The organism is Afifella pfennigii DSM 17143 (genome assembly GCF_000688515.1).
GTDB lineage: Bacteria > Pseudomonadota > Alphaproteobacteria > Rhizobiales > Afifellaceae > Afifella > Afifella pfennigii.
The window spans coordinates 1-16,063 of sequence record NZ_JHZK01000024.1 but is presented as its reverse complement, the minus strand read 5'-3'; the positions used below and the strand labels follow the sequence as shown (position 1 = coordinate 16,063).

Below are 16,063 nucleotides of genomic sequence, written 5' to 3'. Positions count from 1 at the left end.
CCGCTTCATTTCGCCGTCGCCTTACCCCAGGCGAGATAGGGCAGATAGGCCACGACATGCCGCTCCTCGTCGGCAAGACGCTGGCGCACCTTCTCCGGCTCCGGCTGATGGGCCGGCCCGAATTCGGCGGCATGGATGCCGGCCGTCACCATCAGGCAGTCGATGCCGGCCTGGTTGGCGCCGCGGATATCGGTGTGAAGCGCATCGCCGATGGCCAGCACCTTGTCGCGCGAGGGATGGCCGATGGCGGCAAGCGCGGCGTCATATATCGGCGCATAGGGCTTGCCGACGCGGATGACCTTCCGCCCGAGCTCCTCGTAGATCTCCGCCAGCGCGCCGGCGCACCAGACATGCACGCCGCCGCGCTCCACGATGACGTCTGGATTGGCGCAGACCATGGGAAGGTCGCGCTCGGCGAGCCGCACCAGAAGGTCGCGATAGTCGCCCGGCGTCTCCACCCGGTCGTCGGCAAGGCCGGTGCAGGAAACGGCCACGGCCTCCTGCGGGCCAACCAGTTCCACCCCCAGCCCGTCGTAGAGGGAAAGGTCTCGGTCCGGGCCGATATGATGGATGCCGCCGCGCCTGGCGAATTCGGCGAGGATGTCGCGGGTCACGTCGCCGGAGGTGACGACCTCGTCATAGGCCTCCTCTCCGGCGCCGAGGCTCTGCAGCTGCTCGCGCACCGGACCGTGCGGACGCGGCGCGTTGGTGATCAGCGCCACCTTGCCGCCCTGCCTGCGGAAGGCGGCGAGCGCCTCCACGGCGCCGGCAAAGGCGGAAACGCCGTTGTGGATGACGCCCCAGACGTCGCACAGCACCGCCTCGTAGGCGGGGGCGATCTCCGCCAGACCCGATATCTCTCTTGCGTGCATGAGCCTCTTTCGCGCTTGGCCCGAGGAAAGCGGGGGCCGCGATCGCTGCAGCTTCCGGCCGCGCCTAGCCGCTCCTTGCGCGCCCGTCAATCGGGCGCGAGGCGCCACCGGCGCGCGCGAGGCGCCACCGGCGCGCGCGAGGCGCCAGCGGCGCGCGCGAGGCGCCAACGGCGCGCGCGAGGCGCCAACGGCGCGCGCGAGGCGCCACCGGCCCCGGACCGTCCCTCCGCTCAAAGCACGTTCGCACCCGCCGCGCCGCTATCGCCCACGAGCTCGGCCAGGATGACGAGCCCTTCTTCCACCCTCGCCCGCGAGGCCTCGTGGCTGAGGCAAAGACGCACGGCGTTGGGGCTTTCGGCGCCATCGACGGCGAAGGCGCCGCCGACAAGCACCTTCACCCCCCGGCTCTGCGCCTCCATGCGGAACATCTCCGCCCGCCATTGCGGCGGCAGCGTCAGCCAGAGATGGAAGCCGCCGGGATCAGCCTCAACGAGGCCGGGCGGCAGGATGGCGCGCGCCGTCGCCTGGCGGGCCAGGGCCTCCCGGCGCTGGAAGTCACTCAGCCGGTCGGCGGTGCCATCGGCAATCCAGCGGCTGGCGATCTCGGCCATCAGCGGCGGGGGCATCCAGCTCGACAATTTGACCGCTGCGCGTAGCGCCCGCGCATGCTCGGCCGGCGCCTTGAGGTAGCCGACGCGCAGGCCCGGGGCGAGGCTCTTCGACAGGCTGGTGACGTAGATCGTGCGCTCCGGCGCGAAGGCGGCGAGCGGCAGGGGGCGCTCCGCAGGCAGGAAGCCGAAGACATCGTCCTCGATGAGGACAAGCCCGCGCCTTCGCGCCACATCGGCGATGGCGGCGCGGCGCTCGGCGTCCATCGTGCGGGTCGTCGGCGTGTGCAGCGTCGGCAGGCAATAAAGCAGCTTCGCCGAAAAGCGCGCGCAGGCCGCCTCCAGCGCATCGGGGCCGAGGGGGCCGTCCCCGCCGGCGAGGGGGACGAGCCGCAGCCCGAGATGATGGGCGATCGCCTTGATCGGCGCATAGGTCAGGGCCTCGCTCAGGATGACGTCGCCCGGCCGCGTCGTCGCCATCAACGCCGCGAGGATGGCGTGCTGGGCACCGGTGGCGAGGACGATCTCCTCGCCCCTTGAGGCCAGTCCGACCCGCCGCAACCAGTCGGCCGCGGCGGCGGCGTGATGGTCCAGAGCGCCCTCGGTCTGATAATCCAAGAGCGCGGCGAGGCAGTTGGAGCCCGAAAGGTCCCGCAAGGTCTCCGCCAGGCATGCGGCCGCCTCGCCCGGCGCCGGCAGGTTGAGCGCGAAATCGATGGGGCCGGCGAGCGGGCGCGCCAGGCTGGCGATCTCGGCCTCCGGCGGGGGCAGCGGCCCGGCCTCGCGCACATAGGTGCCGCGCCCGACCTCGCCGGCGACGAAGCCGCGCTCCGTCGCATCGGCATAGGCGCGGCTGACCGTGTTCAGCGACACGCCGAGGCCATAGGCAAGCTCGCGCTGCGGCGGCAGCCGGGCGCCCCTCGGCAAGCGGCCCGCGGCGACGGCCTCGCCGATGGCATCGGCGATTTGCCGGAATTTCGGGCCGGTGCGCCCGGCAAGATCGGGTCGCCAGATTGTCATGGCGACAATGTTATGATTGCCCAGCGCCATAGGTCAATGCAATCTGTACATATTGCACTGAAATTGCCGAGCCGCTCCATGCAACGCAGCGACCCCAAGACCGGAATTTCCCTTTCCTTGGTCTGCCTGACGATCCTCGGCGTCATGCCGATCATCGCCAACAGCCGGCCGGCCGGCTTCGGCGCGCTCAGCTTCGCCCTCTTCCTGTCGCTGTGGCAGGTTCTCTTCTCGCTGCCGCTGGTTGCGCGCGAGCTCGCCTCGGCGAACAAAGGCATCTTCGCCGCCGGCCTGGCGCCCGGGCTGAAGCGCCGCACGATCGCCATCATCGTGCTGACCGGCGCCATCTTCGGCCTGTCGACCTATGTCTACGTGCTGGCGGTGCAAAAGGCCGGCGCCGTTCCCGCCGCCATCGCCATCCAGGCCTATCCGCTCTTCGCCATTTTGTGGGAGAGCCTGTTCCTGAAGCGGCGCAAAAGCGCCCTGGAACTCGCCTTCACGCTGTTGCTCCTGTCGGCGCTCTACACCCTCGCCACCAGCGGCACCTGGCGCATCGCCGGCTTCTCCATCTGGTTCGTCGTCGCCCTCGGCGTGCCGTTCCTGTGGAGCATCGCCCATGTCATCGTCAAAGAGGTGCAGGACCGCACGCCCATCACGCCCGCCCAGGTGACGTTCTTCCGGGTCCTGGTGTCGTCGATCTTTCTCGGCCTCGTGGCACTCGCCCTCCTCGGCCCTGGCGGCGTCGCGGCCGATCTCGGCAATCTCGAATTCCAGAAGTTCGCCCTCATCATGGGGCTCGCCTATTATCTGGAGCTCATCTTCTGGTTCTATGCCCTGCGCAGCATCGACGTCTCCACGGCAGCCTCCATCGCCGCGCCCTGGCCGGCGCTGACGATGGTGCTCGCCATCCTCCTGCTCGGCGAACAGGTGGAGGCCTACCACGTCGTCACGCTCGGCGTCGTCGTCGTCAGCATCTACGGCCTCATCTATGCCGGTGCGAGAAAGCGGCGGCTTGCCGAGGGCGCGAGCGAGGCGGGCGGAGCGCCCGCCCGGCCGGCCGTCACAAGGCGGCGGCTGGGAGCGGCGCGCCAGCGCTAGCGCCTCGCGATAGCGCCGCGGCAGGGCCGCCGCGACCGCGGCCAAGCCAGGCGAGACGACCGCCGGCACCGGCGGCCCGATACCCGCCACATATCGGCTCTATGCAAAGCCCTGAAAGGCGCCCGCCGATGCGCTTACTTGACCGCGCACGCAATATGACAAGATCTTCACTGGGCTTGCCGGGCACCGCCGCTATATGAGTGACGGCTACGGTAACCCTTGGAAAAGCTCCAAAGCGGAGACTTCACCTTGCAGCACTTCCCGTTCACACTACCGGCCCTTGTCGGAGCGTTCATGGCCAGCCTCACCCTTACCCTGCCTTTGAGCCCGTCGCCGGCCTATGCCGAAGAGAAAGCGCCGGCCGAGACGGAAGCCGCAGCGCCGGTGGCGAAAATCGCCCCCAACGCGCAGGAATTCACCCTCGACAACGGCATGGACGTCGTCGTCATTCCCGACAAGCGCGCCCCCGTCGTGACGCATATGGTCTGGTACCGCGTCGGCTCGGCCGACGAGGCGCCGGGCCAATCGGGCAACGCGCATTTTCTTGAGCACCTCATGTTCAAGGGCACCAAGAACCATCCGGAAGGGGAGTTCTCCTCGCGCGTCTCGGCCATCGGCGGGGAGGAGAACGCCTTCACCTCCAATGACTACACCGGCTATTACCAGCGTGTGGCCAAGGAATACCTGCCGGAGATGATGGCCTTTGAGGCCGACCGGATGAGCAATCTGGTGCTCACCGACGAGGTGGTGGCGCCGGAGCGCGACGTCATCCTGGAAGAGCGCCGCATGCGCGTCGACAACGATCCGGGCTCGCAGATGAACGAGGCGCTGAACCGCATCTTCTATCTCAACCATCCCTATGGCCGCCCGACCATCGGCTGGGAGCACGAGATCCGGGCGCTCAACACCGAGACGGCGCTCGATTTCTACAAGCGCTACTACACGCCCTCCAACGCCATCCTGGTGGTGGCCGGCGACGTTACCCCCGAAGAGGTGCGCCGGCTCGCGGAGGAGACCTACGGCCAGATCGCTTCGCGCCCCGACAGCGCCCGGCCGGCGCGGCCGAGCGAGCCGATCTCCCCCGGAGCGCGCTCCATCACCGTGCGCGACGAGAAGGTGCGCGAGCCCAATCTGATGCAGTTCTACGCCGTGCCCTCGGCGGTGACCGGCGCGCCGGGCGAGGCGGAGGCACTCTCGGTGCTCTCCGATATTCTCGGCGGCGGCTCCACCAGCCGCTTCTACGACGAGCTGGTGCGCGGCGACGGCCTGGCGACCTATGCCGGCGCCTATTACACGCCGACCGCCGTCGACGATGGCCGCCTCATCGTCTACGCGGTGCCGCGCAGCGGCGTTCAGCTGGAGACGCTGAAGGCCGGCATCGAGGCCTCCATCCGCAAGATCGCGGAAGAAGGCGTTTCGGAAGAGGAGCTGACGCGGGCGAAGAATTCCGTCGTCGCCGACGCCGTCTATTCGCAAGACAGCCAGCAATCGCTCGCCCGCATCATCGGCTCGGCGCTCGCCGCGGGGCGGAGCCTGGAGGACGTGCAGACCTGGCCGGCCCGCATCCAGGAAGTGACGGCACAGGAGGTGCGCGAGGTCGCCCAGCGTTACCTTGACCCGCAGCGCGCGGCCACCGGCTATCTGAAGCCGGTGGCGGATGCCGCTTCCGGCGGCGCCGCCAGCGACCAGGCGTCGGGCCCGGCGGCCACGCAAGCGCCGCAGACGGAGACCCGCTGATGATCGCCCCCCTGCCGCGCGCCGCGCGCCCCCTCGCCCTTGCCCTCGGAGCCGCCATGAGCCTCGCCCTCGCCCTGCCGAGCCAGGCCAAAGCCATCGACATTCAGGAAGTCACCTCGCCGGGCGGCGTCACCGCCTGGCTGGTGGAGGATTACACCGTGCCGATCGTGACGGTGCAGTTCGCCTTCCGCGGCGGCGCGGCGCAGGATCCGGACGGCAAGGAGGGCCTCGGCAATCTTCTTTCCGGCCTTCTGGACGAAGGCGCCGGCGAGCTCGATTCCAAGACCTTCCAGACGCGGCTTAAGAACCGCAACATCAAGCTCTCCTTCGACATCGGCCGCGACGCCTTCTACGGCAACCTGAAGACGCTCGCCGCCAATAGCGAGGAAGCCTTCGAGCTGACGCGCCTTGCGCTGAGCGAGCCGCGCTTCGACGCCGAGCCGGTGGCGCGCATCAAGGCGCAGATCATCTCCAAGCTGCGCAGCGAGGAGACCGATCCGGAGGATTTGGCGCGCAAGGCCTGGGCACGCGAGCTCTTCGGCGAGCACCCTTACGGACGCGACAGGGAGGGCACCCCGGCGACGGTGGAGCTTTTGACGGCGGAGGATCTGCGCGGCTATGCGGACCGCATCCTGGCGCGCGACAACCTTCTCGTCGCCGTCGTCGGCGCCATCGATGCTGAGACGCTGGCGGGCGCGCTCGACGAGATGTTCGGGGCCCTGCCGGAAAAGGCCGAGCTGACGCCGATCGCCGATGTGAAGGCAGCCGACGGCAAGCGTGCCCATATCGCCCTGGCCGTGCCGCAGACCGTCATCCGGATCGGCGGCTCGGCGATGAAGCGCGACGATGACGATTTCATCCCGGCCTATATCGCCGACCACATCCTCGGCGGCGGCGTCTTCTCCTCGCGGATCTACCGCGAGGTTCGCGAAAAGCGCGGCCTTGCCTATTCCGCCGGCTCCAGCCTGTTGCCGCTCGATCATTCCGGCGCCTGGATCGCGGCGGCCGCCACGCGCGCCGACGCCGCGCAGCAGGCGATCGATATCATGCTCAACGAGGTGCAGAGCCTCGGGGAGAACGGGCCGAGCGCGGAGGAGCTTGAGGAGGCGAAATCCTATCTCACCGGCAATTACGCCCTTCGCTTCGATTCCTCCACCAAGATCGCCAAACAGCTTCTCGGCATCCGGCTCGACCGCCTGGGCATCGATTACGTCGACGAGCGCAACGAGCTGATCCGCGCCGTCACGCAGGAAGATGTGAGGCGTGCTGCCGCACGCCTTTACGGCGATCCGGCGAGCGTCGTCACCGTCGGCCCCTCCTCCAGCTAAGCGCAGCAGGCCTTTACCAGCTTCCCAAGACCACAACGGCGCCGCCGGCCCGCCCGGCGGCGCCGTTTCTGCGACTTGCCCTGACGAAAGCTCTCTGCAACCCTTGTGACAGGGAGCAACGGGAGCGCAAAATGCGCAGGGTTAAGCAGGCCGCCGCGCGCGGCGCAGGCAAGGCATGTCTGACGACATGCCGGATGATGGGCAAAGCAAGGAGCGGCTCAACCGGGCGGTTCGGCGACCACGCCGGCGCGCTCACCCTCCTGCTCGCGGCCGGCCTCGCCTTTGGCTGGGCGCCGCCGCTGCACGCGGCGGAAGGAAAGCTTGAGACCGCCGGCAAGAAGGCGGAGGCGGCGCTGGCGGCCGGCGAGACGGTGCGGGCGCTGCAGGCGCTGGAAGGCGCCGTCGACACGGTGTGGCAAGAAGGCCCGCTCGCCTTCCGCAAGGCGCTCGCGGTCAAGTCCGCCGTCGGTTTCGGCGACTACCAGCCGCAGAACGAAGCCGTCTATCGCCCCGGCGAGGCCATGCAGGTCTATGTGGAGCCGGTCGGCTTCGCCTATGCGCGGCAGGAGGGCAAGCACCGCGTGCGCATGCATGCCGACCTCGCCATCAGCAATCCGACCGGCCAGGTGATCGTGGAGGGCGAGGACATGTTCGTGGTCGATACCGCGCTCGCCATGCCGCGGCGCGAATTCAACCTGGTGCTGTCCTACAAGATGCCCGAGTTGAGCCCGGGCACCTACACGGCCGAGTTCACGCTGCGCGACGACAATTCCGGCAAGAGCGGCAGCTTCTCCGTGCCCTTCGACATCGCGGCTCCCGAGCCGGAAGCCGGCGAAGCCGCCGAGCCCCAATAGACCTCGGCACGAGGCCGCGCCCGGCCCCCCGGCGGGCGCCTCCGCCAAACGCTATCGGAGCGGGCTCGCTTCCACCCTCACCTTGCGCGGATCGAACGCCAGATGCGCGGCGATGCAGCCGACCGAAGGATAGGGATTTTCGTAGGACCAGGCGACATCGCCAATGAGGCGGCCGTCCTGCGTGCGCAGGCAGTAATAGCAGGCGACGCCCTTGAAGGGTGAGGTGGTGATGGTGTCGGAGCGCGTCATGTGGGCGAGGCGCACATCCTGGCGCGGCACGTAGAAGACCGGCTCGTAACCTTCCTCTTCCAGCAACATGGCCCGCGATGAGCGGGCCAAAAGCGTCTCGTCGTGGCTGACACTGACCGTGCCGGCGAAAGGCGACAAAGTGGTACGCTTGCGTTGCTGCATCGTCATGCGAGTTACTTCTTAGCGCGTGCAACGCGGCAGGGCCAAACAAACTAAAGTCGCACCGCAACTTGCCACGCAGCGGCCACGGCGGGGGAAAGCGCGCGCCAAAGACGGCTCTCCGCGGGCCGGCCGCGCCAGGCGCGACGGCCCGCCCGCGGCGCCGAGCTAGGCCGCGAGCTTGGCGGCGATCTCGGCCACGTGACGGCCCTGGAAGCGGGCGCCATCCAGCTCGTTCTCGCTCGGCCAGCGCGCGCCGTCGCCGCCGGAGATCGTCGTCGCGCCATAGGGCGAGCCGCCGGTGATCTCGTCGAGCCGCGTCTGGCCGGTGAAGGTATAGGGCAGGCCGACGACGACGAAGCCCTGGTGCAGGAGCACGCTATGGGTGGAGGTCAGCGTCGTCTCTTGGCCGCCATGCTGGCTGCCCGTGGAGGTGAAGGCGGAGCCGACCTTGCCGGCGAGCGCGCCGGACGCCCAATGGGCGCCGGTCTGATCCCAGAAGTTCTTCATCTGCGCGCACATATTGCCGAAGCGCGTCGGCGTGCCGACGATCACGGCGTCGTATTGGGCAAGCTCGCCCGGCTCGGCCTCGGGATAGGGCTGGTCGAGCAGGTAGCCGGACTTCTCCGCCACGTCCTTCGGCACCAGCTCGGCGACGCGCTTGATGGTGACGTCGGCGCCGGCGCCGCTCGCGCCCTCGGCCACCGCCTCGGCCATCTTCATCACATGGCCCCAGCTGGAATAGTAGAGGACGAGGATTTTCGTCATGCTTCAAAGCTCCTTACGGGTGAATGGGTTGCGCAACGATGGGCGCGTCCGATAACCAGGGCATCTAACTAAGGGGTGGGGCGCCGGCCGCCAGGGCGGTGAACGCTGTGTCCAAGCCCTTGCGCCGCCACGCCCGGCCCCTCGCCGGGCAGCCCACGCGATGCCGCGCGAAGCCGGCGCCATGCCGGTTGCGGTTTTTTTGCCGTGAGGCGCTTGCGGCCAGTTGACACGTCGACGGGCAGAACCTATCTCCGCGGCGCGTTAGCACTCACCCTTTAGGAGTGCTAACAGCTCTTATTCCCATCATTGGGCGCGCCGCGCCCGCGATTAAGGACGCGAGGACAAGACATGAAGTTCCGCCCTCTGCATGACCGCGTTGTGGTCCGCCGCCTTGAGTCGGAAGAGAAGACCAAGGGTGGCATCATCATCCCCGACACCGCCAAGGAAAAGCCGCAGGAAGGCGAGGTTGTCGCCGTCGGCCCCGGCGCCCGCGACGATAGCGGTCAGGTGCAGCCGCTCGACGTCAAGGTCGGCGACCGGATCCTGTTCGGCAAGTGGTCGGGCACGGAAGTGAAGATCGATGGCGAGGATCTCCTGATCATGAAGGAGTCCGACATTATGGGCGTCATCGAGGGTGATTCCATGGCGAAGGCCGCGTAACCCGCGCCTTCGCTTTTTCGTATCTAGAGCTAACCAACAGAGGTTCCGAATATGGCAGCCAAGGACGTGAAGTTCTCCGCCGATGCGCGCGAGAAGATGCTGCGCGGCGTCGACACGCTCGCCAACGCCGTGCGCGTAACGCTCGGCCCGAAGGGCCGCAATGTGGTGATCGAGAAGAGCTTCGGCGCTCCGCGCATCACCAAGGACGGCGTCACCGTGGCCAAGGAAGTCGAGCTTGAGGACAAGTTCGAGAATATGGGCGCCCAGATGGTGCGCGAGGTCGCGTCGAAGACCAACGACGTCGCCGGCGACGGCACCACGACGGCCACCGTTCTCGCCCATTCCATCGTCAAGGAAGGCGCCAAGGCGGTTGCCGCCGGCATGAACCCGATGGACCTGAAGCGCGGCATCGACCTTGCCGTCGGCGCGGTCATCAAGGATCTGGAGGGCCGCTCCAAGACCATCGACACCTCCGAGGAAGTGGCGCAGGTCGGCACCATCTCGGCCAATGGCGACACCGAAGTCGGCAAGATGATCGCCGAGGCGATGCAGAAGGTCGGCAACGAGGGCGTCATCACGGTCGAAGAGGCCAAGAGCCTGGAGACCGAGCTGGAAGTCGTGGAAGGCATGCAGTTCGACCGCGGCTATCTCTCGCCGTACTTCATCACCAACGCCGAGAAGATGGTGACGGAGCTCGACGACCCGTACATCCTGCTGCACGAGAAGAAGCTCTCCAACCTGCAGGCGATGCTGCCGGTGCTGGAGGCCGTGGTTCAGTCCTCGCGTCCGCTCTTGATCATCGCCGAGGACGTGGAAGGCGAGGCTCTGGCGACGCTGGTCGTCAACAAGCTGCGCGGCGGCCTGAAGGTCGCGGCCGTCAAGGCGCCGGGCTTCGGCGACCGCCGCAAGGCCATGCTGCAGGACATCGCCGTCCTCACCGGCGGCACGGTCATCTCCGAGGATCTCGGCATCAAGCTGGAGAATGTCGGCCTTAACGAGCTCGGCACCGCCAAGAAGGTGACCATCTCCAAGGAGGAGACCACCATCGTCGACGGCGCCGGCGAGAAGAGCGAGATCGAGGGCCGTGTCGCCCAGATCAAGGCGCAGATCGAGGAGACCACCTCCGATTACGACCGCGAGAAGCTGCAGGAGCGGCTGGCCAAGCTCGCCGGCGGCGTGGCGGTGATCCGCGTCGGCGGCGCCACCGAGGTCGAGGTGAAGGAGAAGAAGGATCGCGTCGACGATGCCCTCAACGCCACCCGCGCGGCGGTCGAGGAAGGCATCGTGCCGGGCGGCGGCGTGGCTCTGCTGCACTCCAAGAAGGCGGTGGAAGGCCTTTCCTCCGACAATCCGGACGTTGCGGCCGGCATCAAGATCGTCTTGAAGGCGCTTGAGGCACCGCTCCGCCAGATCGCCTCCAACGCCGGTGTCGACGCCTCTGTGGTGGTCGGCAAGATCGTCGACAAGGGCGAGGCCGATTGGGGCTTCGACGCCCAGAACGAGGATTACAAGAACCTCGTTCAGGCCGGCATCATCGACCCGACCAAGGTTGTGCGCACGGCGCTGCAGGACGCGGCTTCCGTCGCCGGCCTGCTGGTGACCACCGAGGCCATGATCGCCGAGCTGCCGAAGAAGGACGCTCCGGCTCCGGCCATGCCCGGCGGCGGCATGGGCGGCATGGACTTCTAAGCCGGTCCAGAGCATCGAGACGAGAAAGGGCGGCCCCTCGTGGCCGCCCTTTTTTTTTCGTGCCATCAAGGCGCATGCCGGCGAAAGGCGGCCAGGCGGGCGCTCACCGCGAGCCGGCCCCGCTTTCCCTTGAAAAGGCCCCAATCGACGCCCATCTCAGAAGCATGTCGAAGGCTCCTCACAAACGCACGATCGGGCGACCCCGAAAGACAGATGTCTTCGCCCGGAACGAGGTTGCGGCCATCCGATAGAGGCCCGACCGCTCCCCGTTCCGGGTCTCTCCTGTCGCCATCGAACCCTGTCGTTTTCGCTTCAGCGCCCGCCGCGCGCGCTTGGGGAGCCTTCAGCTTTGTCCGCCCGTTTCAGAACCTCCTATTGTGACCATTGCAGCCGCAGCGTGCCGCGCGCGGCGATCCGCTGCCTGTGGTGCCTCACGCCGGTCGATATGGCCCTTGCCGAGCCGCCCTCGCCCGAACGCCGCCCCGGCATGCGCGGCGCGCAAGCCGGTCCGGCGGCTTCGTCGAAGACACTTCCTAGAGCCTAGAGCGCCGGCCGCAGCCGCGCATCGTAGAGAATGGTGCGGTATTCGGGGGCGATGGCGGGCGCGGACACTTCCGGCTCCCGCCTTGCCTCGCCTTCTTCGATGGCGCGGGTTTGCGCCCCGTCTCGGGCCGTGTCGGCCATCGCTGCCGGCGGCGCGGATTCGGCCGCCTCGCCGGCCGCCCGCGGCTTTCCTTGGGCGGCGGCGACTTCCTCCAGGGCGCGGTTGGCGCCGGGGCCGAATGCCATGGCGAGCGCGATGAGGAGCGTCAGTCCCACCATCACGGCGAGCCCCACCATCAGCCTGCCCTGCAGCTCGGCGGCGATGGCGCGCTTGTCGTCGGGTGCGGTCGTCTCGGCCATGATTAAGCGGCCCGGTTGCGCGGCCGATCCTCAGCACGGATCGACGGCTTCAGCCCCAGTGCTAGCGGCAATCGATTGGCAAATGGTTACCGCGCAGGAGTTGCATTGCCTTTGCGCCTGCGCGCCAGGCGGCAGGAAGCGCCGCCCTATCGCTACAGCACGATCACCTTGGTGCCGATGCCGACCCGGCCGTAAAGGTCGATGATGTCGTCGTTGACGAGGCGGATGCAGCCGGAGGAGACGTTGAGGCCGATCGTCCAGGGCTCGTTGGTGCCGTGGATGCGGTAGAGCGTGTCGCGGCCGCCGTCGAAGAGATAGAGCGCGCGCGCGCCGAGCGGGTTGCTGGGCCCGCCCGGCATGCCGCCGGCATATTGCTTCAGCCGCGGCTCGCGGGCGATCATCTCCTTGGGCGGGATCCAGCGCGGCCATTCGCTCTTGCGCCCGACATGCACCTCGCCGCTCCAGCCGAAGCCCTCGCGCCCGACGCCGACGCCGTAGCGCACCGCCCGCCTGCCGGGCAGCACGTAGTAGAGGAACTTCGCCCTGGTATCGATGATGACCGTGCCCGGCTTCTCGCCGCCGGTATAGCGCACGGTCTGCCGGCCGTATTTCTGCGGCACGCGCCGGCTGGTCGAATAACGCTGATCGACGGAGACGAAGGTGCCGCTCACCGGATCGAAGAAGGTGAGCGCCCGGGCGGCGTCGGTGCAAGTGAAGATCAGGAAGCCCGCCAGAACCGCAAGGCTGATGCGAAGCGTTCGTTGCATGGCCAGGCTCCCATTCCTCAGTTCTTGCTATATTTCTAGGAACAGGCTGCCAAGACGGCAAGTCGCCGCCGTCGCGCACAGCTTCGCGCGACCATGCCGGGCAGGCGCCAGGCCCCGGGCGGCGCCGGGCCCGTGGCGGCGCCGGGCTTGGGCCGGCGCCAGCCTGGTGGTCCTCGCTAGAGAACGATGACCTTGGTGCCGACGCCGACGCGCTCGTAAAGATCCTTCACATCCTCGTTGCGCATGCGGATGCAGCCGGAGGAGACGGCCCTGCCGATCGTCCAGGGCTCGTTGGAGCCGTGGATGCGATAAAGCGTGGAGCCGAGATAAAGGGCGCGCGCGCCGAGCGGGTTGTTGGGACCGCCTTCCATGTAATCTGGCAGGCCCGGCTGGCGCTTCTTCATTTCCGCCGGCGGGGTCCAGCCCGGCCATTCGGCCTTGCGCGTCACCTTATGCGTGCCAGCCCATTCGAAGCCCGGCCGGCCGACGCCGACGCCGTAGCGCTTCGCCTTGCCGCCCTCCATGACGAGATAGAGGTAGCGGGCATCGGTATCGATGACGATCGTCCCCGGCGGCTCGTCGCTGGCATAATCCACCATGGTCGGCAGGAAGGCGGGGTTGAACTGACGCGGCGAGACCGGTGCGGGACGCACCGTCGTGGCGGGCTGAGCCGGGCGCGGGGCCTGCACTTGCGGCGCAGCCCGGCGGGCGGCCTGCCTTTGCAGGTGCAAGGGGCGCGGGTAGCGGGCATTGGCGGGCGGGCGGGCGCTGCGCGGCGGCGCGGCAGAGGCGCCCGGGGCGGCGTAGAGCCCCGGCCGGCGCTGTTCGTAAAGCCGCGCCTGCGGCTGGGCGTACATGGCGGCCCCGCGCGCAGGGCTCGGCTGGCGCACCTGCCGCTGCGGCCTTGCCGTCTCTTGCGGCTCGAAGAGAACCTGCAGAAGCCCCTTCTTTTCCTGGATTTGCCGCTGGCGGGCGCCGGTGGTGGCGACCCGGCGCTGGGTGGCGGCGGCGGGCTGGCGCTGAAGCTGACCGCGCCACTGCGCCTCCGCCTGCGGCTTTAGGGGAACGATCTGCCGGGCGGCGCCGACGGGATCGGCCAAGGCCGGCGCAAGGGAAGCTGAAGCGGCGAGCATCGCCGCGAACCCGAAAACCTTAGAAAACAACCGTACCGAGCTGCGCATTACCGTCACCCATTATCGCGGATTGTCGCGTTTCCGCTTAGAACGCCTTCACGCTACGGGCGGGCGCAGAAATGCCGGTAAACGAAGCCTTGCCAATACGATTTACGGTGAATCGCCGATTGAGAGAGACGGTAAAGAAAGGCTGAAGCTTCAGCGAAGGCGCCGGCGCACGTCGCGGATGACCTGCGGCAGCACCTCTTCCACTTGCTGCCGGTCCATCCCCGGGCGGATGCGCGGATCGTAGAGCATGTTGAGGATGAGGCGGTCGTGGCGGCTGAAGGAGGTCAGCCGCGAGGTGTCGTTGAACACCGAATCCGGCAGGCTGGCATCGTCGTTGAGGGGGCCCAGCCCCTGCAGCACCTCCTCCACCAGGCAGCGGCGGAAGAGAAACTCACCCTCATCGGCAACGATCACCGCATCGGCATAGGCGATGCCGCGCGCCCCGTTGACGACGCGCACCAGGCAGCGCCCCGGCACGCGCATACCCGGCCGACGGTAGATTTCGCGCACCAGCGGCGCGTATTGCGCCCGGTCGACGACATGAATGCGAAAACTCGCCTGCCGCGCATCGCGTGCCAGCACCATGGTGAGCCCGTCGATGGAGCCGGGCAGGGAGGCGACGAAGGCAAGCACCTCCTGGCGCCGGTCGAAACGCGAGCGATTGTCGACAAAGACACGCACCGGGCCGGCGAATTTCTTCACCACCCGCGCGTCGAAGCCCCAGCTCGCATATTCGGCCCCGAGCACCGCCTTGCGGAAGCTGTCGGCAAGCTGCCGGTCGGTGAGGGCGGCGGCGGCCGCGCCGCCCGGCAAGGCGGCGGCAAGCGCCAGAAAGAGAAGCGCCGCGCCGGCGCGCAGGAACAGCATGGCGTGGCGTCTCCGGCTCGCCTTCAAGCCGGGCCAAGCTTATCGTCCGGCCGGAGCGATTCAAGCGGAGCGGAAAGACATGGAAGCTTATGTGGCTGAGACCATGGCGCCCGGCCTCGGCCTCGGCGCCGACGGAGAGCCGCGCTGCGCCTGGTGCCTCGGCGAGGCCCTCTACGAGGCCTATCACGACGAAGAATGGGGACGGCCGAGCGCCGACGATACGAAGCTGTTCGAAAAGCTCTGCCTGGAGGGCTTCCAGTCCGGGCTCTCCTGGCTGACCGTCCTGAAGAAACGGGAGAATTTCCGCCGCGCCTTCGCCGGCTTCGATATGGCGACGGTGGCGCGCTTCGGCGAGGCGGAGGTGGAACGGCTCCTTGCCGATGCCGGCATCATCCGCCATCGCGGCAAGATCGTCTCGGCGATCAACAACGCCGCCCGCGCCCTGGAGCTGCAAAGGGAAGCGGGCTCGCTCGCCGCCTTCATCTGGCGTTTCGAGCCGCCGGCGCACCGGCGCCCGGAAAGATGCGACCACGCCAGCCTCGCAGCGCTCGCCAAGACGGACGAATCGACGGCGCTTTCCAAGGCGCTGAAGGCGCGCTGCTGGTCCTTCGTCGGGCCCACCACCTGCTACGCCTTCATGCAGGCGATGGGCCTCGTCAACGACCATTTCGAGGGCTGCCCGCAGCGCCAGGAGGTGGAGAAGGCTCGCGCGACGTTCAAAAGGCCGGGATAGAGAAGGACGGCGCGGCACGAGGCCCCTCCCCTCGCCACCGGGCCTCGCCACCGACAATAAGCGACGGGCGTCAGCGCAGGCGCCGAGGCATGGATGGCCGGATCAAGCCCGGCCGTGGCGACAACAAAGGCCGAGGCGGAAAAACGGCCGGGTCAGGCCCGGTGAGGACGAAAGGGAGGGGGCAAAGGCTGGCGCGAGGAATATGAGCGCTGAACCCGTTTCGTCGTCATGGCCGGGTCAGACCCACGGCTGTCCGGTTTAATTTCACGCCCATTGCAGGAGCATTTGGTTGGGGTCCTTGGACGGCTCTGGGGGTGGCTCGATCAGGCGGTCGATGCGCTTTTTGTGCATGAGGTTGGCGCGCACGAGCCTGGCGAAGGCGAGCGGGCTTTGAATGGCGTTCTGGGCGGCCTGGGCGAGGCGCAGGATGAGGAAGGCGATGAGCGCCACGGCGATCTGGATGCGCACGGCGTTCTCGCCGCGCCCGAGAAAATGCCTGATCTTGAGCGTCTGCTTGACCCACCGGAAGAACAGCTCGATGGCCCAGCGCCTTTTGTAGAGGTCGGCGATCTC

The 16,063-nt window shown here is 68.0% G+C and carries 16 protein-coding genes; 7 read left to right on the top strand and 9 right to left on the bottom strand.

Translation table 11 applies throughout. From position 1 onward, the window contains the following. Positions 1 to 5: 5 nt before the first annotated feature. On the bottom strand, positions 6 to 872 hold the full coding sequence (locus Q331_RS0114895) for a TIGR01459 family HAD-type hydrolase (RefSeq protein WP_026381333.1): 867 nt from the start codon (positions 870 to 872) through the stop codon (positions 6 to 8). Between the two features lie 230 nt (positions 873 to 1,102). Next, positions 1,103 to 2,500 (bottom strand): aminotransferase-like domain-containing protein, encoded by a 1,398-nt coding sequence (locus tag Q331_RS0114890; protein WP_034492511.1) that lies wholly within the window; start codon positions 2,498 to 2,500, stop codon positions 1,103 to 1,105. Positions 2,501 to 2,578: 78 nt separating this feature from the next. Between Q331_RS0114890 and Q331_RS21905 the strand changes: the two genes are divergently transcribed. The 4 genes from Q331_RS21905 to Q331_RS23160 all read left to right on the top strand — a co-directional run bounded on the left by Q331_RS21905 (position 2,579) and on the right by Q331_RS23160 (position 7,514). After that, positions 2,579 to 3,595 carry an EamA family transporter gene (locus tag Q331_RS21905; RefSeq protein WP_084175083.1) on the top strand — a complete coding sequence of 339 codons (1,017 nt, stop codon included), beginning with the start codon at positions 2,579 to 2,581 and terminating at the stop codon, positions 3,593 to 3,595. 294 nt (positions 3,596 to 3,889) lie between these two features. Further along, positions 3,890 to 5,332 carry a M16 family metallopeptidase gene (locus tag Q331_RS21900; RefSeq protein WP_084175082.1) on the top strand — a complete coding sequence of 481 codons (1,443 nt, stop codon included), beginning with the start codon at positions 3,890 to 3,892 and terminating at the stop codon, positions 5,330 to 5,332. Continuing rightward, entirely contained in the window at positions 5,332 to 6,660 is a 1,329-nt protein-coding gene (locus Q331_RS0114875) for a M16 family metallopeptidase (protein WP_026381331.1), read from the top strand. The genes Q331_RS21900 and Q331_RS0114875 overlap by 1 nt, the downstream gene beginning before the upstream one ends. Positions 6,661 to 6,854: 194 nt before the next feature. Continuing rightward, positions 6,855 to 7,514: a hypothetical protein gene (locus Q331_RS23160; RefSeq protein ID WP_026381330.1), complete on the top strand. Its 660-nt coding sequence runs from the start codon at positions 6,855 to 6,857 to the stop codon at positions 7,512 to 7,514. A 51-nt stretch (positions 7,515 to 7,565) separates the two neighbouring features. Here Q331_RS23160 and Q331_RS0114865 read toward each other — a convergent pair whose 3' ends face one another. Both Q331_RS0114865 and wrbA read right to left on the bottom strand, forming a co-directional pair. Then, positions 7,566 to 7,931: a DUF427 domain-containing protein gene (locus Q331_RS0114865; RefSeq protein ID WP_026381329.1), complete on the bottom strand. Its 366-nt coding sequence runs from the start codon at positions 7,929 to 7,931 to the stop codon at positions 7,566 to 7,568. 159 nt (positions 7,932 to 8,090) lie between these two features. Beyond that, the gene (gene wrbA, locus Q331_RS0114860; RefSeq protein WP_026381328.1) at positions 8,091 to 8,690 is read right to left on the bottom strand and encodes an NAD(P)H:quinone oxidoreductase; all 600 of its coding nucleotides are present in this window, start codon (positions 8,688 to 8,690) and stop codon (positions 8,091 to 8,093) included. A 348-nt stretch (positions 8,691 to 9,038) separates the two neighbouring features. On the opposite strand from wrbA, the gene groES reads away from it, so the two are divergent. Then, the gene (gene groES / locus Q331_RS0114855) at positions 9,039 to 9,350 is read left to right on the top strand and encodes a co-chaperone GroES (RefSeq protein ID WP_026381327.1); all 312 of its coding nucleotides are present in this window, start codon (positions 9,039 to 9,041) and stop codon (positions 9,348 to 9,350) included. Between the two features lie 51 nt (positions 9,351 to 9,401). Further along, positions 9,402 to 11,039 carry a chaperonin GroEL gene (gene groL / locus Q331_RS0114850; RefSeq protein WP_026381326.1) on the top strand — a complete coding sequence of 546 codons (1,638 nt, stop codon included), beginning with the start codon at positions 9,402 to 9,404 and terminating at the stop codon, positions 11,037 to 11,039. 540 nt (positions 11,040 to 11,579) lie between these two features. Here groL and Q331_RS0114840 read toward each other — a convergent pair. The 4 genes from Q331_RS0114840 to Q331_RS0114825 form a co-directional block, all read right to left on the bottom strand. Continuing rightward, the gene (locus Q331_RS0114840; protein WP_026381325.1) at positions 11,580 to 11,942 is read right to left on the bottom strand and encodes a hypothetical protein; all 363 of its coding nucleotides are present in this window, start codon (positions 11,940 to 11,942) and stop codon (positions 11,580 to 11,582) included. Between the two features lie 152 nt (positions 11,943 to 12,094). Next, positions 12,095 to 12,709, bottom strand: a complete 615-nt coding sequence (locus Q331_RS0114835; protein WP_026381324.1) for a L,D-transpeptidase — start codon at positions 12,707 to 12,709, stop codon at positions 12,095 to 12,097. A gap of 176 nt (positions 12,710 to 12,885) precedes the next feature. Further along, the gene (locus tag Q331_RS21890; protein ID WP_084175087.1) at positions 12,886 to 13,566 is read right to left on the bottom strand and encodes a L,D-transpeptidase; all 681 of its coding nucleotides are present in this window, start codon (positions 13,564 to 13,566) and stop codon (positions 12,886 to 12,888) included. Between the two features lie 474 nt (positions 13,567 to 14,040). After that, entirely contained in the window at positions 14,041 to 14,757 is a 717-nt protein-coding gene (locus tag Q331_RS0114825; protein WP_034492477.1) for a DUF2927 domain-containing protein, read from the bottom strand. Positions 14,758 to 14,836: 79 nt separating this feature from the next. Between Q331_RS0114825 and Q331_RS0114820 the strand changes: the two genes are divergently transcribed. Continuing rightward, positions 14,837 to 15,490 carry a DNA-3-methyladenine glycosylase I gene (locus tag Q331_RS0114820; RefSeq protein ID WP_026381322.1) on the top strand — a complete coding sequence of 218 codons (654 nt, stop codon included), beginning with the start codon at positions 14,837 to 14,839 and terminating at the stop codon, positions 15,488 to 15,490. A 264-nt stretch (positions 15,491 to 15,754) separates the two neighbouring features. Here Q331_RS0114820 and Q331_RS21885 read toward each other — a convergent pair. Next, the coding region (locus Q331_RS21885; protein ID WP_026381883.1) for an IS4 family transposase at positions 15,755 to 16,063 on the bottom strand (309 nt) is incomplete at its 5' end.